The organism is Streptomyces sp. NPDC000404 (assembly GCF_040300365.1).
GTDB classification, from domain to species: domain Bacteria; phylum Actinomycetota; class Actinomycetes; order Streptomycetales; family Streptomycetaceae; genus Streptomyces; species Streptomyces ramulosus.
The window spans coordinates 212908-233948 of sequence record NZ_JBEPDN010000001.1; the positions used below are offsets into that span (position 1 = coordinate 212908).

General features: G+C 73.4%; 19 protein-coding genes. 3 read left to right on the forward strand and 16 right to left on the reverse strand.

Translation table 11 applies throughout. From position 1 onward, the window contains the following. Positions 1–70 precede the first annotated feature (70 nt). A complete protein-coding gene (locus ABT345_RS00935; RefSeq protein WP_345083093.1) occupies positions 71–880 on the reverse strand; it encodes a S1 family peptidase in 810 nt (269 codons plus the stop codon). A gap of 223 nt (positions 881–1103) precedes the next feature. Then, a complete protein-coding gene (locus ABT345_RS00940; protein ID WP_345083096.1) occupies positions 1104–1844 on the reverse strand; it encodes an MBL fold metallo-hydrolase in 741 nt (246 codons plus the stop codon). A gap of 129 nt (positions 1845–1973) precedes the next feature. On the opposite strand from ABT345_RS00940, the gene ABT345_RS00945 reads away from it, so the two are divergent. Beyond that, complete coding sequence (locus ABT345_RS00945; RefSeq protein WP_345083099.1) at positions 1974–2492, forward strand: hypothetical protein; 519 nt, start codon at positions 1974–1976, stop codon at positions 2490–2492. A gap of 231 nt (positions 2493–2723) precedes the next feature. Further along, positions 2724–3209, forward strand: coding sequence for a PPOX class F420-dependent oxidoreductase (locus tag ABT345_RS00950; protein WP_345083102.1), 486 nt, complete (start codon positions 2724–2726; stop codon positions 3207–3209). Positions 3210–3373: 164 nt separating this feature from the next. Here the strand turns inward: ABT345_RS00950 and ABT345_RS00955 are convergent, their stop codons facing one another. The 14 genes from ABT345_RS00955 to hisI all read right to left on the reverse strand — a co-directional run bounded on the left by ABT345_RS00955 (position 3374) and on the right by hisI (position 20227). Beyond that, complete coding sequence (locus ABT345_RS00955; RefSeq protein WP_345083105.1) at positions 3374–4834, reverse strand: glutamate synthase subunit beta; 1461 nt, start codon at positions 4832–4834, stop codon at positions 3374–3376. Continuing rightward, a complete protein-coding gene (gltB, locus tag ABT345_RS00960) occupies positions 4827–9434 on the reverse strand; it encodes a glutamate synthase large subunit (RefSeq protein ID WP_345083108.1) in 4608 nt (1535 codons plus the stop codon). The genes ABT345_RS00955 and gltB overlap by 8 nt, the downstream gene beginning before the upstream one ends. Positions 9435–9725: 291 nt before the next feature. Continuing rightward, positions 9726–10466, reverse strand: a complete 741-nt coding sequence (locus ABT345_RS00965) for a VIT1/CCC1 transporter family protein (RefSeq protein WP_345083111.1) — start codon at positions 10464–10466, stop codon at positions 9726–9728. 368 nt (positions 10467–10834) lie between these two features. Beyond that, positions 10835–11839: a prolipoprotein diacylglyceryl transferase gene (gene lgt, locus ABT345_RS00970; RefSeq protein WP_345083114.1), complete on the reverse strand. Its 1005-nt coding sequence runs from the start codon at positions 11837–11839 to the stop codon at positions 10835–10837. Positions 11840–11952: 113 nt separating this feature from the next. Beyond that, positions 11953–12762, reverse strand: a complete 810-nt coding sequence (locus ABT345_RS00975; protein WP_345083117.1) for a DsbA family protein — start codon at positions 12760–12762, stop codon at positions 11953–11955. A 122-nt stretch (positions 12763–12884) separates the two neighbouring features. Beyond that, positions 12885–13712 (reverse strand): tryptophan synthase subunit alpha, encoded by an 828-nt coding sequence (gene trpA / locus ABT345_RS00980; RefSeq protein ID WP_345083120.1) that lies wholly within the window; start codon positions 13710–13712, stop codon positions 12885–12887. Further along, on the reverse strand, positions 13712–14974 hold the full coding sequence (gene trpB / locus ABT345_RS00985) for a tryptophan synthase subunit beta (protein WP_345083123.1): 1263 nt from the start codon (positions 14972–14974) through the stop codon (positions 13712–13714). Before trpB ends, trpA begins: the two co-directional genes overlap by 1 nt. Positions 14975–15328: 354 nt before the next feature. Beyond that, positions 15329–15631, reverse strand: coding sequence for a tryptophan biosynthesis modulator TrpM (gene trpM / locus ABT345_RS00990; protein ID WP_345083126.1), 303 nt, complete (start codon positions 15629–15631; stop codon positions 15329–15331). 16 nt (positions 15632–15647) lie between these two features. Continuing rightward, complete coding sequence (gene trpC / locus ABT345_RS00995) at positions 15648–16457, reverse strand: indole-3-glycerol phosphate synthase TrpC (RefSeq protein WP_345083129.1); 810 nt, start codon at positions 16455–16457, stop codon at positions 15648–15650. Between the two features lie 149 nt (positions 16458–16606). Further along, complete coding sequence (locus ABT345_RS01000) at positions 16607–17071, reverse strand: DUF2752 domain-containing protein (protein ID WP_345083132.1); 465 nt, start codon at positions 17069–17071, stop codon at positions 16607–16609. 133 nt (positions 17072–17204) lie between these two features. Then, positions 17205–17447 carry an HGxxPAAW family protein gene (locus ABT345_RS01005; RefSeq protein WP_345083135.1) on the reverse strand — a complete coding sequence of 81 codons (243 nt, stop codon included), beginning with the start codon at positions 17445–17447 and terminating at the stop codon, positions 17205–17207. Between the two features lie 85 nt (positions 17448–17532). Further along, complete coding sequence (locus ABT345_RS01010; RefSeq protein WP_345083138.1) at positions 17533–18180, reverse strand: TIGR02234 family membrane protein; 648 nt, start codon at positions 18178–18180, stop codon at positions 17533–17535. 89 nt (positions 18181–18269) lie between these two features. Next, on the reverse strand, positions 18270–19808 hold the full coding sequence (locus ABT345_RS01015; RefSeq protein ID WP_345083141.1) for an anthranilate synthase component I: 1539 nt from the start codon (positions 19806–19808) through the stop codon (positions 18270–18272). Positions 19809–19819: 11 nt separating this feature from the next. Continuing rightward, positions 19820–20227, reverse strand: coding sequence for a phosphoribosyl-AMP cyclohydrolase (gene hisI / locus ABT345_RS01020; protein WP_345083144.1), 408 nt, complete (start codon positions 20225–20227; stop codon positions 19820–19822). A 136-nt stretch (positions 20228–20363) separates the two neighbouring features. On the opposite strand from hisI, the gene ABT345_RS01025 reads away from it, so the two are divergent. Further along, complete coding sequence (locus ABT345_RS01025; RefSeq protein ID WP_345083147.1) at positions 20364–20996, forward strand: TIGR03085 family metal-binding protein; 633 nt, start codon at positions 20364–20366, stop codon at positions 20994–20996. Positions 20997–21041: the final 45 nt, after the last annotated feature.

Consider the following 21041-nt stretch of genomic DNA (forward strand, 5'->3'; position numbering starts at 1 on the left):
GCGGTCGGGGGTGCGGCGGCGGACCCGGGGGAAGTCCGCTGCCGCGCGACGGGGGAAGGCTCCCCGCTGGTCAGGCGCCCAGCTCGCCCGCGGCCTTCTGGATGTCCGCGGCGAAGGTGCTCACCTCGGAGTAGACGCCGGGCTTTCCGGGACGGGCGCAGCCCTCGCCCCAGGAGACGATGCCGACCTGGATGAACTCGCCCGCGTCGTCCTTGCGGAACATCGGGCCGCCGGAGTCGCCCTGGCAGGTGTCGACGCCGCCGGTGTCGAGCTTGCCCGCGCATATCTCGTCGCCCGGGGTCAGATCGTCGCCGTAGGCCTTCTGGCAGGTGGCGTCGTCGATGAACGGCACCGTCGCCTTCAGGAGGTAGCGCTGCTGGTCGCCGCCCTCCTTGTCGGCGCCCCAACCGGCGATGGTGAAGTCACCGTTGTTGAACTTGTCGTCCTGGGCGATCTTCAAGGTGGGCTGGTCGATCGGCTTCTCCAGCTTGATCAGCGCCCAGTCCTTGCCCTTGCCGTTGTAGCCGGGGGCCTGGAGGACCTCCTTGGACTTGACCGTGACGGCGGCCGAGTCCTCCAGGTCGACGACGCCCGCGGTGGCGGTGATGTCGGTGTTGGGGCCGCTGCCGTCGACGCAGTGCGCCGCGGTCAGCACGATGTCCTTGGCGTACAGCGCGCCGCCGCAGCCCATCGACAGCCGGACCATGAAGGGGAATTCACCCTGGTCGGCCTTGGTGCCGCCGACCACCTTGGTGCTCACCGAGCCGGAGGCGTCCGGGGCCGGCGCCGCGAAGGCCGTGCCGGGCAGAAGGCTGAAGGCGGCCAGGGCGACGGCGCCGGCGGCGGTGGTTCTCTTGAGGTGCTTCAGGGAGCTGCGCAACGGGCTTCCTTTCGTGGGGGGTTGCACGTCGACGACGACGGACGCGTGCCCCACCGGAGCCGGTGCGCGGCACGGCTGCGAAAAGGGCAGCCTGCCGTGCGGCCTGCGGACCCAGTGGGGGATGAGTCCGTAAAGCGCTCTGTGATTATGTGAGCGGACGCTCAGCGTGACAAGAGCGCCAGACCCCTCAACTCCCTTGGCACCAACCGTCCCAGACGTCACCTCACCGCCAGTCGCGCTCCGGGGTGGCGGCCGCCAGCGCCGCGCGGGCGCCCTCGACCAGCGGATCTCCGTGCGGAACGCAGACGGTCTCGACGTCGTCGAGCGCCGCGAGCCGGCGGAACGACGCCTCGGCCCGCGCCCGCTCGACGTTGAACGGACCGAGCACCACCCGGCCGCCGACCGCGCCGATGAGGTCGCCGGGGAACAGCACCCGCGAGCGCGGCAGATGCAGCGCGATGCTGCCCGGGGTGTGCCCGGGCACCTCAAGGACCCGCACCGGCTCGCCCCAGCCGTCGAGCGTGTCCCCCTCGCCCAGCGCGACGTCCACCGCGACCGGCTCCCCCTCCGGCAGCGCCCCGCCGGGCAGCCCCGCGTCGATCGCCGCCCGCAGCTCCGCCTCGGCCGGGGTGGGCCGGGCCTGCGGCTCCGGACGGGCGCCGGTGATGTACGGGACGTCGCCGGCGCCCGCCAGCACGGTGGCGCCAGTGGCGGCGACCAGGGCTGCGGCCGCACCGACGTGGTCGATGTGGGAGTGGGTCAGCACGATCTGCCGCAGCGCACGGGGCCCGGCGCCGAGCCGCTCCAGCGCGTCCAGGATCGCCGGGGCGGATCCGGGCATGCCGGTGTCGACGGCGGCGAAGCCGTCCCCGGGCAGCGCGACGAGATGGACGTGCCCGAGGGCGAACGGCAGCTGCCAGACGGTGCCGGTCAGCCGGCGGAGTTCCGTTGCGGGAGAGGTCATGGCGGCGACGCTACGGACCGGGCGGCGGCGGTGAAACGCCTTCTGCCGTGGGCAGATCGCGCGGCCGGCGAAAGAAGCGGAACCCGATCGGCCCCGGCTCCGTCCCATGCGTGACCCGAGGAGGCAGACATGTGGACCACCACAGCACAGCGGACCACCCGCACCCCCGCCGGGAAGAGCCGTACCGCGCGGCGCACCCTGGCCGCCCTGATCGCCCTGACCGCCGCCGGTACGGCGCTGGCCGGGTGCGGCGGGGCGAAGCAGACCGTCGGAGCCGCACCGCCCGGCAAGCAGAGCGCGTTCGAGGAGCGCGCCGACACCATCGTGCGGGACTGGCCGAAGGTCGAGCCGGTGTCCGGGCACAAGGAGGCGCTGCTGCCGCTGGCCGGCGCCGACAAGCCGGGCGTCTCGGCGCGGAAGGTGACGGTGACCGTCGGCCACGGCGCCTGTGACGCGAAGTACGGCGCCCATGTGCGGGAGTCGGAGAAGCTGGTCGTGGTCTCCGGCTGGAGCCGCAAGCAGGACGACAAGAAGATGTGCACCGCCCAGCTGGCCACCGACAAGGTCACCCTGGACCTCAAGGAGCCGCTGGGCCACCGCACCCTCGTCGACGCCGCCACCGGCAAACCGCTGGCCGGTCACCGCTGACCGGACGGCACACCGACCGTCCGCACGGCGCCGCGCCACTCCCCGCGGCGCCGCGGCGGACGCCGGGCCGGGGCGGGGCGGCAGGGGTACCGCGGCGTGTGGGGCGCCGCGGTACCCCTACCGGCCCGCCCCGGCCCTCTTTTTCCGCGGCCGGGCCGCCCGCCCCACCGCCACCCGGGCGCACCGCCCGGCACAACGATCCACGCGGACTTCACCCCCTAGGCTCGCGCCATGAGCCCCTCCATCGCACGTAACACCCGAGTCGAGCTGCCCGAACTGCTGGAGTTCGTCCGCCCCCGGCACCGCGCGATCCTGCTGACCCGCCGCTCCGACGGCACCCCGCAGGGCTCGCCGCTGACCTGCGGGGTGGACGACGACGGGCGGCTGGTGATGTCGACGTATCCCGAGCGCGCCAAGGTGCGCAACGCCCGCCGGGCGCCGTCGGTCAGCGTGATCGTGCTGTCCGACGAGTGGAACGGCCCGTGGGTGCAGATCGACGGCGAGGCCGAGGTGATCGACGCGCCCGAGTCCGTCGAGCCGCTGGTCGAGTACTACCGCAACGTCGCCGGTGAGCACCCGGACTGGGACGAGTACCGCGAGGCCATGCGGGACCAGGGCAAATCCCTGATCCGGGTCACCCCGCGGCGCTGGGGCCCGGTCGCCACCGGCGGCTTCCCCGCCCGGCTGGCGGGCGGGGACGGCGACGCCGGGAAGTGAGAACGGGCCGCCCGCCCCGCGCCGGGGCGGGCGGCCCGCCAAGAGACGCGCGACGCCCGCCTGCCGGTCGGGGAATCAGGCAGGCGTCGCGGTATGGGCCCCGGTATCGCTCCCGGGACCCATGCCGCCGTACGCCGTTGTACGGGACAGAAAGGGACGTACCGTCACACGGCGAGTGCGCGGTCCGTCGGCTTGATGGGCGCCGGCAGGGCGCTGGCGCCGGTGAGGAAGCGGTCCACCCCGCGGGCGGCGGAGCGGCCCTCGGCGATGGCCCAGACGATGAGCGACTGGCCGCGCCCCGCGTCACCGGCGACGAACACACCGGGGACGTTGGTGGCGAACTCCGCGTCGCGGGCGATGTTCCCGCGGGCGTCCAGCTCCAGGCCGAACTGCTCGACCAGGCCGTTCTCCCGGTCGGTGCCGGTGAATCCCATGGCAAGGGTAACCAGCTGCGCGGGAATCCTCCGCTCCGTCCCCGGCTTCTGCGCGAGCTTGCCGTCCTTGAACTCCACCTCGATCAGGTGCAGCCACTGGACGTTGCCGTCCTCGTCGCCCTCGAAACGGGTCGTCGAGACCGAGTAAACCCGCTCGCCGCCCTCCTCGTGCGCGGAGGTGACCTTGTAGAGCATAGGGAAGGTCGGCCAGGGCTGGCCCGCGCTGCGCTCCTCGCCCGGCCGCGGCATGATCTCCAGCTGGGTGACGGAGGCGGCGCCCTGGCGGTGGGCGGTGCCGACGCAGTCCGCGCCGGTGTCGCCGCCGCCGATGACGACGACGTGCTTGCCCGCGGCGGTGATCGGGGCGACGGTCAGATCGCCCTCCTGCACCTTGTTGGCGAGCGGCAGGTACTCCATCGCGAAGTGGATGCCGTTCAGCTCCCGGCCGGGCACCGGCAGGTCACGGGAGGTGGTGGCGCCCGCGGCGATGACGACGGCGTCGTACCGCTTGCGCAGCTTCTTCGCGTCGATGTCCCGGCCGATCTCCGTCTCGGTACGGAACTTGGTGCCCTCCGCCCGCATCTGCTCGATACGGCGGTTGATGTGCCGCTTCTCCATCTTGAACTCGGGGATGCCGTACCGCAGCAGCCCGCCGATGCGGTCGGCCCGCTCGTAGACGGCGACGGTGTGGCCGGCGCGGGTCAGCTGCTGGGCGGCGGCGAGGCCCGCGGGGCCCGAGCCGATGACGGCGACGGTCTTGCCGGAGAGCCGCTCGGGCGGCTGCGGGGTGACGTCGCCGCTGTCCCACGCCTTGTCGACGACGGTGACCTCGACGTTCTTGATGGTCACCGGCTGCTGGTTGATGCCGAGCACACACGCCGCCTCACAGGGCGCCGGGCACAGGCGCCCGGTGAACTCCGGGAAGTTGTTGGTGGCGTGCAGCCGCTCGGACGCGGCGCTCCAGTCGTCGCGCCAGGCGTAGTCGTTCCACTCGGGGATGAGGTTCCCCAGCGGGCAGCCGTTGTGGCAGAACGGGATGCCGCAGTCCATGCAGCGCGACGCCTGCTCGCTGATGATCGGCAGCAGGGCGCCGGGCCGGTAGACCTCTTTCCAGTCCTGGACGCGCTCGCCCACGGGACGGGCCGTGGCGACCTCGCGCTCGTGGTTGAGGAAGCCCTTCGGGTCAGCCATGGGTCGCCGCCTCCATCATCTTCTCGTGGGTCTCGGACTCGGAGAGTCCGGCCTGCTCGGCGGCGTCCTTGGCGGCGAGCACTGCCTGGTACGTGGCCGGGACGACCTTGCTGAAGCGGGCAGCCGCCGCGTCCCAGTCGGCGAGGAGCTTGGCGGCGACGGTCGAGCCGGTCTCCTCCTGATGGCGGCGCACCACCTCGTGCAGCCACTCCCGGTCGGCGCCGTCCAGCGGGCGCACCGCACCGGCCAGCTCCTTGTTGACACGGTCCGGGTCGAGGTCGATGACGTAGGCGAACCCGCCCGACATCCCGGCGGCGAAGTTGCGGCCGGTCTCGCCGAGGACGACCGCGGTGCCGCCGGTCATGTACTCGCAGCCGTGGTCGCCGACGCCCTCGGAGACCACCGTGGCACCGGAGTTGCGGACGCAGAACCGCTCGCCGACCCGGCCGCGGAGGAACAGTTCGCCGCCGGTGGCGCCGTAGGCGAGGGTGTTGCCGGCGATGGTGGAGTACTCCGCGAGGTGGGAGGCCGAGCGGTCCGGGCGGACCACGATGCGGCCGCCGGAGAGGCCCTTGCCGACGTAGTCGTTGGCGTCGCCCTCCAGGCGCAGCGTGATGCCGCGCGGCAGGAACGCGCCGAAGGACTGGCCGGCGGAGCCGGTAAAGGTGAGGTCGATGGTGTCGTCGGGCAGTCCGGCGCCGCCGAACTTCTTGGTGACCTCGTGGCCGAGCATGGTGCCGACGGTGCGGTTGATGTTGCGGATCGCGATCCGGGCGCGGACCGGCTGCGCCTCCTCGGCGGTAGGCGCGGACAGCGCGTCGGCGGCGAGCCGGATCAGCTCGTTGTCCAGCGCCTTCGCCAGCCCGTGGTCCTGGACGGTCGCCTGGTGGCGGACCGCGCCCTCGGGCAGGTCGGGGACGTGCAGCAGCGGGGCGAGGTCGAGGCCCTGGGCCTTCCAGTGGTCCACCGCCCGCGTGGTGTCGAGCAGTTCGGCGTGGCCGACGGCCTCGTCGAGGGTACGGAAGCCCAGCTCGGCGAGGAGTTCGCGGACCTCCTCGGCGATGAACTCGAAGAAGTTGACGACGTAGTCGGCCTTGCCGCTGAACCGCTCGCGCAGCACCGGGTTCTGGGTGGCGATGCCGACCGGGCAGGTGTCGAGGTGGCAGACGCGCATCATGACGCAGCCGGAGACGACCAGCGGCGCGGTCGCGAACCCGAACTCCTCGGCGCCCAGCAGCGCCGCGATGATCACGTCCCGGCCGGTCTTCAGCTGGCCGTCGGTCTGCACCACGATCCGGTCGCGCAACCCGTTGAGCAGCAGCGTCTGCTGAGCTTCGGCCAGGCCCAGCTCCCAGGGGCCGCCGGCGTGCTTGAGGCTCGTCAAGGGAGACGCGCCCGTACCGCCGTCGTGGCCGGAGATGAGGACGACGTCCGCGTGCGCCTTGGAGACACCGGCGGCGACGGTGCCGACGCCGACCTCCGACACCAGCTTCACGTGGATCCGCGCCGCCGGGTTGGCGTTCTTCAGGTCGTGGATCAGCTGCGCGAGATCCTCGATGGAGTAGATGTCGTGGTGCGGCGGCGGCGAGATCAGGCCGACGCCTGGTGTGGAGTGCCGGGTCTTCGCCACCCACGGGTAGACCTTGTGGCCGGGCAGCTGACCGCCCTCGCCGGGCTTGGCGCCCTGGGCCATCTTGATCTGGATGTCGTCGGCGTTGACGAGGTATTCGCTGGTCACCCCGAAGCGGCCGGAGGCGACCTGCTTGATGGACGAGCGGCGCGCCGGGTCGTACAGGCGCTCCGGGTCCTCGCCGCCCTCACCGGTGTTGGACTTGCCGCCCAGCCGGTTCATCGCGATGGCCAGCGTCTCGTGCGCCTCCTGCGAGATGGAGCCGTACGACATGGCGCCGGTGGAGAACCGCTTGACGATCTCGGAGACGGGCTCGACCTCGTCCACCGGGATCGACGGACGCTCGCTCTTGATGCCGAAGAGGCCGCGCAGCGTCATCAGCCGCTCGGACTGCTCGTTCACCCGGTCCGTGTACTGCTTGAAGATGTCGTAGCGGCGGGCGCGGGTGGAGTGCTGGAGCCGGAAGACGGTGTCCGGGTCGAAGAGGTGCGGCTCGCCCTCGCGGCGCCACTGGTACTCGCCGCCGATCTCCAGCGCGCGGTGGCTGGCGGCGATGCCGGACGCCGGGTACGCCTGGGCGTGCCGCGCCGCGACCTCCTCGGCGACGATGTCCAGGCCCGCGCCGCCGATCTTGGTGGCGGTGCCGTGGAAGTAGGTGTCGACGAACGTGTCCTCCAGGCCGACCGCCTCGAAGACCTGCGCGCCGCGGTAGGAGGCGACGGTCGAGATGCCCATCTTGGACATGACCTTCAAGACGCCCTTGCCGAGCGCCTTGATGAGGTTGCGGATGGCGTCCTCGGGGTCGGTGCCCGCGGGCAGGAAGGTCCCGGCGCGGACCAGGTCCTCGACGGATTCCATCGCGAGGTAGGGGTTGACCGCGGCGGCGCCGTAGCCGATCAGCAGCGCGACATGGTGCACCTCGCGGACGTCACCGGCCTCGACCAGCAGCCCCACCTGGGTGCGCTGCTTGGTGCGGATGAGGTGGTGGTGGACGGCCGAGGTGAGCAGCAGCGACGGGATCGGGGCGTGCTCGGCGTCGGAGTGCCGGTCGGAGAGGACGATCAGCCGGGCGCCGGCCTCGATGGCGGCGGCGGCCTCCGCGCAGATCTCCGCCAGCCGCGCGGCGAGGGCCTCGCCCCCGCCGCCGACGCGGTAGAGCCCGGACAGCGTCACGGCCGTCATCCGGGGCATGTCGCCGTCGGCGTTGATGTGGATGAGCTTGGCCAGCTCGTCGTTGTCGATCACCGGGAACGGCAGGGTGACGCTGCGGCAGGAGTCCGCGGACGGCTCCAGGAGGTTGCCCTGCGGGCCGAGCGAGGAGATCAGCGAGGTGACCAGCTCCTCGCGGATGGCGTCCAGCGGCGGGTTGGTGACCTGCGCGAACAGCTGGGTGAAGTAGTCGAAGAGCAGCCGCGGACGGGCCGAGAGCGCGGCGATCGGCGAGTCCGTGCCCATCGAACCGATCGGCTCGGCGCCGGTCTTCGCCATCGGCGCCAGCAGGACCCGCAGCTCCTCCTCGGTGTAGCCGAAGGTCTGCTGGCGGCGGGTGACCGAGGCGTGGGTGTGCACGATGTGCTCGCGCTCGGGCAGATCGGCGAGGTCGATCAGCCCCTCGTCCAGCCACTGCTGGTAGGGGTGGGCGCCGGCCAGCTCCGCCTTGATCTCGTCGTCCTCGATGATGCGGTGCTCGGCGGTGTCGACGAGGAACATCCGGCCCGGCTGGAGGCGGCCCTTGCGGACGACCTTGGCGGGGTCGATGTCGAGGACGCCGACCTCGGAGGAGAGGACGACCAGGCCGTCGTCGGTGACCCAGTAGCGGCCGGGGCGCAGCCCGTTGCGGTCCAGGACCGCGCCGACCTGGGTGCCGTCGGTGAAGGTGACGCACGCCGGGCCGTCCCAGGGCTCCATCATCGTGGCGTGGTAGCGGTAGAACGCGCGCCGGGCCGGGTCCATCGACGGGGAGTTCTCCCACGCCTCGGGCACCATCATCAACACCGCGTGCGGCAGCGACCGGCCGCCGAGGTGCAGCAGCTCCAGGACCTCGTCGAAGGAGGCGGAGTCGGAGGCGTCCGGGGTGCAGACCGGGAAGAGCCGGTCCACGTCGAGGTCGCCGAAGAGCCGCGAGGCGAGCTGCGATTCGCGGGCCCGCATCCAGTTGCGGTTGCCCTTGACGGTGTTGATCTCGCCGTTGTGCGCGACGAAGCGGTACGGGTGGGCCAGCGGCCAGCTCGGGAAGGTGTTGGTGGAGAACCGCGAGTGGACCAGGGCGATGGCCGAGGCGAAGCGCCGGTCGGAGAGGTCCGGGAAGAACGGCTCCAGCTGCCCGGTGGTGAGCATCCCCTTGTAGACCAGGGTGCGGGCGGAGAGCGACGGGAAGTAGACACCCGCCTCGCGCTCGGCGCGCTTGCGCAGCGCGAACGCCTTGCGGTCCAGCGCCAGACCGGTGCTCTCACCATCCGAGACGAACAGCTGGGAGAAGGCCGGCATGGTGGCGCGGGCGCCGTTGCCGAGGAGCGCCGGGGCGACCGGGACGACGCGCCAGCCGAGGACCGTCAGGCCCTCCTCGGCGGCGATCGTCTCGATCTGCGAGACGGCCGCGGCCGCCTGCTGGGCCTCGGCGGGGAGGAAGGCGATGCCGACGGCGTAACCGCCGGCCTCGGGAAGGTCGAAGGTGACCTCCTCGCGCAGGAACGCGTCCGGCACCTGGAGGAGGATGCCCGCACCGTCGCCCGAGTCGGGCTCGGAGCCGGTGGCACCGCGGTGCTCCAGGTTGGTCAGCACCGTGAGCGCCTGCTCGACCAGCGCATGACCGGGCTCGCCGGTGAGGGTGGCCACGAAGCCGACACCGCAGGCGTCGTGCTCGTTGCGCGGGTCGTACATCCCCTGCGGGGCGGGGCGCCCGTCCATGGGCGACCAGGCGGCGCGGGTGGCACCGGCGCTGGTCGCGGAGTGCGTGGACGCGGAACGCATCGGCTCTCCCAACGTCGTCGTGGCATAGGAACTGCCGAGGGACGACGTTGGCCCTCCGCGAAATTTCGTGCAGGTTACAGGATGGCTCGCTTCTCGGGAAGCGGGATAGAGCCTTCCAACATGCGGACACCGCGAGTGCGGTGTGCGAGGTCGCGGACGAACGACCCGGTCCGGAAACGGGGCGCCCACCGAGCGACATTGCCCGTGTGGCGCCCCGGCCTTATGCCCGGCGGTCAGCTACATGAAACCGCCGGGTAACTCAATAATTATGCGAGCCCCCGCATGGGAGCGTCACCCTACGACGGTTCCGAACACCGTTCCCAGGATGTACGTCACACCCGCTGCCGCGCCACCGAGGAGCAGCTGCCGCACCCCGCTGAACCACCACGAGCGGGCCGTCACCCGCGCCACGACAGCGCCGCACGCGAAGAGCCCGAGCAGCGCCAACGCCACCGCGGGCCACAGCGCGGAGGCGCCCAACAGGTAAGGAAGTACGGGCAGCAACGCGCCCAGCGCAAAGGATCCGAAGGAGGAAACCGCTGCCACGGTGGGCGACGGAAGGTCGGACGGATCGATGCCCAACTCCTCGCGGGCATGGATCTCCAGCGCCTGTTCGGGGTCGCGGGAGAGCTGTTCGGCGACCTTCCGGGCCAGCTCCGGCTCCACCCCGCGCGAGACGTAGAGGGCCGCCAGTTCGTCCCGTTCGTCCGTCGGGTGCTTGCGCAGCTCGGCGCGTTCGATGTCCAGCTCGGCGAGGACCAGCTCCCGCTGCGAGGCGACCGAGGTGTACTCACCGGCGGCCATCGAGAAGGCGCCGGCGGCCAGCCCGGCCAGCCCGGTGATGATGATCGTCTGCTGGGAGACGGCGCCGCCGGCGACGCCGGTCATCAGCGCGAGGTTCGAGACCAGCCCGTCCATGGCGCCGAAGACGGCGGGGCGCAGCCAGCCGCCGTTGACGTCGCGGTGGGTGTGGTTGTCGCGGTGGGCGACGTGGGTCGGCGCCGAGGCATCCATGACATCGGTGACGGACATAGGGACCTACTCCCTTCGACGAGGTGTGGGCCGCTGTTCGGCACTTTCCCCTCCAACACCTCGAAACTAGGCGTGACACCCCCTCCACCGCTAGCAAGGAAGGCCGAACTTACCTCTCTGACCTGCGGTTTTACCCGGCCACCCGCCATGAGATCCCGCTCACAGGCCGCCGCGGGAGGCCGCTGCGACGGGCCCGCGCGACGCCGCTCGGGGAAGCCGGCCGACGGCGGCACGGGGCCGTCCGGGCGCCGGGCGCGGGCGGCGCGCACCGCCGGGCGCGCATACGACGCCGCGCCGGGCGGAACCCGTAACGGTTCCGCCCGGCGCGGTGGAGAGGTATGGCCGCCGCCCGGGGCGACGGCGCGGTCTCAGCTCTTCTTGCCGCCGCTCCCGGCGGTCTTCGCCTCGCCGTCGGCAGCGGGCTTCGCCTCCTCGCCGGCGGGCCCTGCGTCCTTGCCGGCCGCGGGATCGGACTCCTTCTCCGCGGACCCGTCCGCCGCCGCCTTCGCATCCTCCGGCGCACCGTCCGCGTCCGCACCGGCCGGCGCCTCCAGGGCGCCCGGCTCGACGACCTCCTCGCGGCCCGGCACCCGCCGGGACGAGATGATCATGTAGAGGACGGCGAGGACCAGGCCGATCAGCGCGGTCCAGACGTTGAGCCGCAGACCGAGGATGTGGTGCGCCTCGTCGACCCGCATCTCCTCGATCCAGGCGCGGCCCGCGCAGTACGCAGCGACGTACAGCGCGAAGGCGCGGCCGTGGCCGAGGCGGAAGCGCTTGTCGGCCCAGATCACCAGCGCGGCGACGCCCAGGCACCACAGGCACTCGTAGAGGAACGTCGGGTGGTAGGTGCCGCCGATGCGGCCGATCGCGGGGTCGTCGCTGATCTTCAGCGCCCACGGCAGATCGGTCGGGCGGCCGTACAGCTCCTGGTTGAACCAGTTGCCCCAGCGGCCGATGGCCTGGCCGATGGCGAGGCCGGGGGCGAGCGCGTCGCAGTAGGCGGGCAGCGGGATGCCGCGGCGGCGGCAGCCGATCCACGCGCCGACCGCGCCGAGCGCCACCGCGCCCCAGATGCCGAGACCGCCCTCCCACACCTTGAAGGCGTCGAGCGGATGGCCGTCCTTGCCGAAGTACGGCTCGTACGTCGTGATGACGTGGTAGAGCCGTCCGCCGACGAGGCCGAAGGGCACCGCCCAGACGGCGATGTCCGCCACCGTGCCGGACCGGCCGCCGCGCTGCACCCAGCGCTTGTTGCCGAGCCAGACGCCCAGGAAGACACCGATGATGATGCAGAACGCGTAGCCCCGGAGCGGGATCGGGCCGAGATGTACGACGCCGACCGACGGGCTGGGAATGAATGCGAGGTCCATGGCAGTCACGACGCTACCCCGCCGGGCGGGGTCGGCGGCAACCCGCCCGGCAACGGCTGCGTAACGACCGTCACACCTTCGCGACCGGGCCGGGCGGGCCCCGCGCCGCGCGCTCAGCCCGCCGGCGTGGCGGGCTTGGCCGGCTGCTTGCCCTTGTTGGCGCCCTGCACCATCTTCTTGAACTCCGCGGGCGTGAACTGGCCGTTCTTCTCCTTTGCCAGATCCTTGCCGTTGAGCAGCACGGTCGGGGTGCCCCGGAACCCGGACTTGGCGAACGCGTCGTTGGACCGCTTGACGAAGTCGTTGTACGTACCGGACTCGACGCACTGCGTGAACGCGTCGCCGGCCAGCCCCGGGACCTTGCCGGCCAGCTGGATCAGCTTCTTCTTGTCGGCGAACGCGTCCTGCTGCTCGGGCGGCTGGTTGCTGTAGAGCACGTCGTGGTAGGCGCGGAAGTGACCGGCGTGCTGGGCGCAGAGCGCGGCGTTGGCGGCGTTGAGGGAGCCGGTGCCGCCTCCGTTGCCGTCGATGATCGTGACGAGGTGGTACTCGCTCCTCAGCTGCCCGGCGTCCTCCAGCTCATGGATGGCCGGGCGGAAGCCGGTCTCGAACTGCTGGCAGGCGGGGCAGCGGAAGTCCTCCCAGACCGTCAGGGTGGAGGGGGCGCCGGCCGAGCCGACCGGCACCGCGGGCTTGTCGCCGCCGCGCGCGCCCTTGGGCACCGCCAGCGGCTTGGCGCTCTCCTCGTCCCCGCCGGAGTTGGACGCCCAGACGGCGATGGCGCCGGCCACCGCCAGGACCAGGACCACCGCTCCGGCGACGATCGCCTGGCGGTTGCGCCGGGCCCGGGCCTTCTCCTTCTCACGCTGTGCCTTCAGCCGCTCACGGGCGTTGCTCTTACCGTCATCGTTCTTCTGGCTCACCCCAGGAAAACGAAACGGAGGGGCGCTGCCGCACCCCTCCGTACCGATGTTCGCCCTATCGGGGGACGGAACCGGGCGCACCGCACACCCGTGCCCGCGCCCCGCCCCGGCCGGCGGCCGTCTCAGGAGCGCTTGCGCACCCCGGCGGCCAGCTCCCCGGCCAGCGTCCGGACCCCGGCGAGCCCGGCCTCCAGATCGTGCTCGTCGGCCAGCATCCGCTGCACGAACGCCGAGCCGACGATGACGCCGTCGGCGAACTGCGCGACCTCCGCGGCCTGTTCGGGGTTGGAGACCCCGAGGCCGACGCAGACCGGCAGGTCGGTGGTGGCGCGGGTGCGGCGGACCAGCTCCTGCGCCTCATGGCCGACCGACTCACGGGTGCCGGTGACGCCCATCAGCGACGCCGCGTAGACGAAGCCGCTGCCCGCCGCGGTGATCTGGGCGAGGCGGGCGTCGCGGGTGCTGGGCGCGACGACGAAGACGGTCGCCAGACCGTGCTTCTCCGCGGCCGCGCACCACTCCCCGGCCTCCTGGACCGGCAGGTCCGGCAGGATGCACCCGGCGCCGCCCGCGGCGGCCATCTCGGCGGCGAACCGCTCGACGCCGTAGCGGTAGACCGGGTTCCAGTAGGTCATGCAGAGCACCGGCGCGCCGGTGGCGGCGTGCGCCTCGCCGACCGTGCGGATCACATCGGGGATCCGCACGCCGCCGCGCAGCGCGATGTCGTCCGCGGTCTGGATGACCGGGCCGTCGAGGACCGGGTCGCTGTGCGGCAGACCCACCTCGACGATGTCGCAGCCGCCCTCCAGCATCGCGGTCGCCGCCCGGATGCCGCCGTCCACGGTCGGGAAACCGGCGGGGAGGTAGCCGACCAGCGCGGCGCGGTTCTCCTCGCGCGCCGTCGCCAGCACCGAGTCCAGCAGGGCGATGTTGCCCGTCGCCTGAGTCATCACTTCTCCCCCTCGCCGGTGCCGGCGTGGCCGCCCGCGTTGTCGTACAGCCCGAAGTAGCGGGCCGCGGTGTCCATGTCCTTGTCGCCCCGGCCCGAGAGGTTGACCAGCAGCAGGCCGTCGGGGCCCAGCTCGCGGCCCAGCTCCAGGGCGCCGGCCAGCGCGTGGGCGCTCTCGATCGCCGGGATGATGCCCTCGGTGCGCGACAGCAGCCGCAGCGCCTGCATCGCCGCGTCGTCGGTGACCGCGCGGTACTCGGCCCGGCCGCTGTCCTTGAGGTACGAGTGCTCGGGGCCGATGCCCGGGTAGTCGAGACCGGCGGAGATCGAGTACGGCTCGGTGATCTGCCCGTCCTCGTCCTGGAGGACGTAGGAGCGCGAGCCGTGCAGGATGCCGGGGGTGCCCTCGGTGAGGGTGGCGGCGTGCTCGCCGGTGGCGATGCCGTGGCCGCCGGGCTCGCAGCCGACCAGCCGCACGCTCTCGTCGGGCAGGAAGGCGTGGAAGAGGCCGATGGCGTTGGAGCCGCCGCCGACGCAGGCGACCGCGGCGTCGGGCAGCCGCCCGGCGCGCTCGACGATCTGCCGCCGCGCCTCGACGCCGATGACGCGGTGGAAGTCGCGGACGAGCGCCGGGAAGGGGTGCGGGCCGGCGACCGTGCCGAAGAGGTAGTGGGTGCGGTCGACGTTGGCGACCCAGTCGCGGAACGCCTCGTTGATGGCGTCCTTCAGGGTGCGGCTGCCGGAGGTCACGGCGATGACCTCGGCGCCGAGCATCCGCATCCGGGCGACGTTCAGCGCCTGCCGCTCGGTGTCGATCTCGCCCATGTAGATGGTGCAGTCGAGGCCGAAGAGGGCGCAGGCGGTGGCGGTGGCGACGCCGTGCTGGCCGGCGCCGGTCTCGGCGATGACGCGGGTCTTGCCCATGCGCTTGGTGAGCAGCGCCTGCCCCAGCACGTTGTTGATCTTGTGCGAGCCGGTGTGGTTGAGGTCCTCGCGCTTGAGGAACACCCGGGCGCCGCCGGCGTGTTCGGCGAACCGCGACACCTCGGTGAGGGCGCTGGGCCGGCCGGTGTAGTTGACCATCAGCTCGTCCAGCTCGGCGGCGAACGCCGGGTCGGCCTTGGCCTTCTCGTACTCGGCGGCCACCTCGTCGACCGCGGCGACCAGCGCCTCGGGGATGAACTTGCCGCCGAACGCGCCGAAGTAGCCCGAGGGGCCGGGAACCAGCCCCTCCGGGTCGGGCACGAAGAAATCGGAGGACATCTGACGCACTCCTCTGCCGGGGCCCTCGCCCCGGACAACTGGGTCTGTCGGAAAGATGAGAAAAGGGATGGGAAGGGTGTGGAGAAGCACAGGGGGCGTGCGCCGCTCGCGCGGGTGGTGCGCGGGGCGCGCGGTACGCCGACGGATCCGGCCGCCGGTGACTCCCGGTCGCCGTGGGGCCGTGGGGTATCCGCCGGGCCGTGGGAGCGCCGCGCCCTGCCTAACGAGCGACCGGCCCACGAGGGCACCGGTAGGACGCGTCCGGCCTGATGATCGTTGCGGCCACCCGCCGGACGAGGTCCCGGCAGGCCGGAGCGGCACACCGCCGCACCGCCTCGCCGGGGCGCGCACGCGTCAGCGCACGGGCCCCCGGCGCCATCGCATGCCGTTGGTCTGACCGGGTTCGGAGCCGATGTGGTACCTGACCCGGCGGCCGTGCACCCGGCGGGCGGGGGCCCGGCAGCCGCGGTGCCAGGGCGGCAGCGCGCAGCGGACCGCGGCCCGGCGCGGGGCGCGGCGGGCGCGGGGTGTCAGGGCGAGCGCGGGGCCGTGGCCGGGCAGGTCGTCCGGCCCGCACCCCGCGGGCGCACCGGCGGGCACGCCGAACGCACCCGGGAACGGGTCCCGGGCGGGGCGGTGGCTGCCGGTGGCGGTCATGGGATCGGGTCCGTCCTCAGGCCCGGCCGTGCCGGATGGCGGGGTGCGAGCCGGCCGCGACCAGATCGGCGACGGCGGTGCGCGGGTCCTTGCCGGTGACCAGCGATTCGCCGACGAGCACGGCGTCCGCGCCGTCGTTGGCGTACGCGATCAGGTCGTGCGGGCCGCGGACGCCCGACTCGGCGATCTTGACGATGTGGTCGGGGATCTCGGGGGCGATCCGGGCGAAGTTGCCGCGGTCGACCTCCAGGGTCTTGAGGTTGCGCGCGTTCACGCCGATGATCTTGGCGCCGGCGTCGACCGCGCGGGCGACCTCTTCCTCGTCGTGCGCCTCGACCAGCGGCGTCAGGCCGATCGACTCGGCCCGCTCGATGAGCGAGACCAGCGCCTCCTGCTCCAGCGCGGCGACGATCAGCAGCGCGAGGTCGGCGCCGTACGCACGGGCCTCCCACAGCTGGTAGGCGGTGACGATGAAGTCCTTGCGCAGCACCGGGATGTCGACCCGGGCGCGGACCGCTTCGAGGTCGGCGAGCGAGCCGCCGAACTTGCGCTGCTCGGTGAGGACGGAGATGACCGCGGCGCCGCCGGCCTCGTAGTCGGCGGCGAGGCCCGCCGGGTCGGCGATGGCGGCGAGCGCGCCCTTGGAGGGGCTGGAGCGCTTGACCTCGCAGATGACCGTCACGCTCTCGCCCTTGAGGGCGGCGACGCCGTCCTTGGCCGGGCGGGCGGCGCGGGCGCGCTCCTTCAGCTCGTCGAGGCTGACGCGCGCCTGCCGCTCGGCGAGGTCGGCGCGGACTCCGTCGATGATCTCGTCGAGCACACTCACGCGAGCGGCCTCCTTCTGAAGCGGTGGAGGGGACGGGCGCCGGGCGGTGAGCGGACTCACCGTGGGCACTGTCGATGGTATCCGCACGGGGCCCCAGCTCCCGCACCCGGCCGCCGCCGGTCCCACCAGCTGGACAGCGGCCGCCCAGGTCAGGGGCGCAGGAAGGCGCCGAAGGGGAGGTTGCGGAGGAGGGTGAAGAGGGCGAGGAGGGCGGTCAGCGCCCACCAGTGGACGGGGCGCGGGCGCGGCCCCGCGGTGGGCAGCCCGCGCGCCGCGCGGACCGCCCAGACCATCCAGAACACCGCGCAGACGGCGTACGCGCAGACCGCCACGGCGTTGGCGCCGAGCGCGGCGGGCAGATCGCCGTGGGCCACCGCGTGGGCGCTGCGCAGGCCGCCGCAGGCCGGGCAGTAGATGCCGGTCAGATGCAGCAGCGGGCAGATGGGGTAGTGGCCCGGGCGTTGCGGGTCGACCGCGCCGACGTAGCCGAAGGCGGCCACCGCGGCGGCGGCCGTGGCCAGCGGGGCGGCGAGGCGGCGCAGCGGGCCCCGGCGGGCGGGCGGCGGGGCCGGGCGCGGGGCGGCGGGCCGGGGCGGGGCCGCGGGTGCGTTCACCCCGCCGATTGTCCCGGGGGACACGCGAAGGCGCCGCTTCCCGGCAGCCGTACGGGGTAGCCCTTACGGACGGCGACCGGGAAGCGGCGCCTTCGAAGACTCGGGTGCGGCGCCGGAGCCCGGCGCCGCGGGGTCAGCCCTCCTGGGGCTGGGCCACGGCGGCGACCGGGGCGGCCGAGCGCTTGGGCTCCGAGCCGAGACCGGCGAGGCGCATCACACCGCCGACGACGGCGCCGAGACCGATGAGGACGATGCCGGCCCAGAAGCCGGTCACGTTCGCCAGCACCATGAAGGCCCCCGCGACGCAGAAGCCGATGAACGAGATGATGACGCCGGTCCAGGCGGCGGGGGTGTGTCCGTGGCCACTGCTCGACATGAGTGCTCCTCGTAGCTCTGTCGCGCCGGATCGGGGCGCGGTGATACCTCGCCGTCCATTGTCACCGATGGAGGCGGGAACTCCGTTACCGGGTGGGGTCCTCGCCGCGGTCCAGCGACTTCCACAACTCCTCCGGACGGTCCGGGTCCACCGGGGCGGCGGCCCGGCGCGGGGCGCGGGCGCCGCCCGGCGTGCGCTCGTAACGGCCCGACATCGCGGGCCAGTGGCGGCCGAAGAGGAGCGCGAGGACCCCGGCGATCAGCAGCAGCACACCGCCTCCGGCGGAGACCCACGGCCAGAGGCTGTGCGTGACGTGATGCACATCGGTGCCGCTCAGCCCGACGGCGGTGGCGGCCTGCTCGCGCAGCGCGGAGGTGTCGCCGTAACCGGCCGCCGCGGCGAGCGCGGTGCCCGCGCCGCTGAGGGCGAGGAGGGCGGCGACCGCGTACCGTCCGGCGCGCCGCACCGCGAAGACCGCGACCAGCGCGGCGAGGCCGACGACGGCCAGCGCGCCGGGGACGCCCGTGACGTCCGAGCCGGTCACCGTGCGCGGCAGGTCGCCCTGGGCGAGGGCGGCGGTGCCCCGGGACCACACGCGGCCCGAGGCGAGCAGGGCGAGGGCGGAGCCGGCGGCGCCCAGCAGCAGGGCTGCGGCGAGGCTGCGCCGGGCGCTGCGCGGCCGGGCGGACGGCGCGGGCGCGGTGGCGGCGGGGGGCTGGGTTGCGGCACTCACTCCCCCACTATCGCGCACCGCCCGCGGCACCCGGCCACGGGGTGGCCGGTGCCACGGGCGGTGCGCGGGCGCCTTGCGGGCGCGCCGGGTCAGGTGCCGAGACGGTTGGCGGTGTGCACGGCGCGCAGCACGGCGGCGGCCTTGTTGCGGCACTCGGTGTCCTCGGCGACCGGGTCGGAGTCGGCGACGACACCCGCGCCGGCCTGCACGTACGCGGTGCCGTCGCGCAGCAGGGCGGTGCGGATGGCGATGGCGGTGTCGGAGTCGCCGGCGAAGTCCAGATAGCCGACGCAGCCGCCGTACAGCCCGCGGCGGGTCGGCTCCAGCTCCTCGATGATCTGCAGGGCGCGGGGCTTGGGCGCGCCGGAGAGGGTGCCCGCGGGGAAACAGGCGGTGAGGACGTCGAAGGCGGTGCGGCCCTCGGCGACGGTGCCGGTGACGGTGGAGACCAGGTGCATGACGTGGCTGTAGCGCTCCACCGACATGAAGTCGACGACCTCGACGCTGCCGGGCGCGCAGACCCGGCCCAGGTCGTTGCGGCCCAGGTCGACGAGCATCAGGTGCTCGGCGCGCTCCTTGGGGTCGGCCAGCAGCTCGTCGGCGAGCGCCTGGTCCTCCTGGACGCCGGCGCCGCGCGGCCGGGTGCCGGCGATGGGGTGCACCATGGCCCGGCCGTCCTCGACCTTGACCAGCGCCTCCGGGCTGGAGCCGACCACGTCGAAGCCGCTGCGCTCGCCGTCGCCCGCGAAGCGGAAGAGGTACATGTACGGGCTGGGGTTGGTGGCCCGCAGCACCCGGTAGACGTCCAGGGCGCTCGCCGTGCACGGCGTCTCGAACCGCTGCGAGGGCACCACCTGGAACGCCTCACCGGCGCGGATGCGCTCCTTGATGTCCTCGACGGCGTCCTGGTACGCGGCGCCGCCCCATTCGGCGGTGAACGGCGGCAGCTCCGACGGCGGCAGCGCGGCGGCGCTCGCGGGCGCGGGGCGGGCGAGGTCGTCGGCCATCGCGTCGAGGCGGGCGACGGCGTCCGCGTACGCCTCGTCGACGCCGGTGTCGAGGTCGTTGTGGTTGATCGCGTTGGCGATCAGCAGGACCGTGCCGCTCCAGTGGTCGAGGACGGCGAGGTCGGAGGTGAGGAGCATGGTCAGCTCCGGCAGCCCGAGATCGTCCTCGGTCCGCTCGGCGATCTTCTCCAGGCGGCGCACGACGTCGTAGCCGAGGTAGCCGACCATACCGCCGGTGAAGGGCGGCAGACCGGCGTCCTGAAGCAGGTCGCGCGGGGTGTGCAGGGCCTCGACGGTGGCGCGGAGCGCGGCCAGCGGGTCGCCGCCGGTGGGCATGCCGACGGGCGGGGTGCCCAGCCAGTGGGCCTCGCCGTCGCGGACGGTGAGGGTGGCGGCGCTGCGGACGCCGATGAACGAGTACCGCGACCACGTACGGCCGTTCTCGGCGGACTCCAGGAGGAAGGTGCCGGGCCGCTCACCGGCGAGTTTGCGGTAGAGCCCGACCGGGGTGTCGCCGTCGGCCAGCAGGCGCCGGGTGACGGGGACGACCCGGCGGTCCTTGGCGAGGGTGCGGAAGCGGTCGAGGTCCGGTGTGGCGGTGCCGGTGGTTCCCGTGGTCATGGCAGCGGAGCCTACTGGTCGCCGTCCGTGAGCAGGACGTCGGCGTCGAAGCAGGTGCGGGCCCCGGTGTGGCAGGCGGCGCCGGTCTGCTCGACGGTGACCAGCACGGTGTCGGCGTCGCAGTCCAGGGCCACCGAGCGGACGCGCTGGACGTGGCCGGAGGTGTCGCCCTTGACCCAGTACTCGCGGCGGCTGCGGGACCAGTAGGTGCAGCGGCCGGTGGTCAGGGTGCGGTGCAGCGCCTCGTCGTCCATCCAGCCCAGCATGAGGACCTCGCCGGTGCCGTGCTGCTGGGCGATGGCCGGGACGAGGCCGTCGGCGTCGCGCTTGAGGCGGGCGGCGACGGCGGGGTCGAGGGCGGTGCTGCCGGGGGCGGCGGGCCGGTCGGCGGGGGCGGTGTCGGTGGCGCGGCTGGTCATGGGGCCATTGTGCCGTGCGAAGGCCGCCGGGCGGGCGCCGCGGGCCGGCGGGGAGCGGGAAGAAAGCCCCGGTGGGAGGGGCCGCGGGACGGGCCGCGGCGTGGCAGGGCGGCGGGGCCGGCCGTAGGGTGGCCGTATGTCGACCCATGCGAAGCGTGAACGGCTCCTGCTCGCCGACCTGTTGGAGAGCGTCGGCCCCGATGCCCCGACGCTCTGCGAGGGCTGGCGCACCCGCGATCTGGCCGCCCATGTGGTGGTGCGCGAGCGCCGGGCGGACGCGGCGGGCGGTCTGCTCTTCAAGCCGCTGGCGGCCCGCCTGGAGCGGGTCCAGGCGGAGTTCACCGCGAAGCCGTACGAGGAGCTGCTGGGGCTGATCCGCAGCGGGCCGCCGCGGATGTCGCCGTTCGCCCTGAAGCAGATCGACGAGGCGTCGAACACCGTCGAGTTCTACGTCCACACCGAGGACGTGCGGCGGGCGCAGCCGGACTGGTCGGCGCGGGAGCTGGACCCGATCTTCGCGGACGCGCTCTGGTCCCGGCTGGAGAAGATGGCGAAGCTGCTGGGCCGGAAGTCGCCGGTGGGCCTGGTGCTGCGGCGCCCGGACGGACGCACCGCGGTGGCCCAGCGGGGCGCGCCGGTGGTGACGGTCGTCGGCGAGCCCGGTGAGCTGACCCTCTTCACCTTCGGCCGGCAGCGGGCCGCGAAGGTGGAGCTGGAGGGCGACCCGGAGGCGGTCGCCGGGGCGCGGCAGGCGGCGCTGGGGATCTGAGCACGGACGGCCGGGGCGGGCCCGCGGTACCGGCCCGCGCCCGTC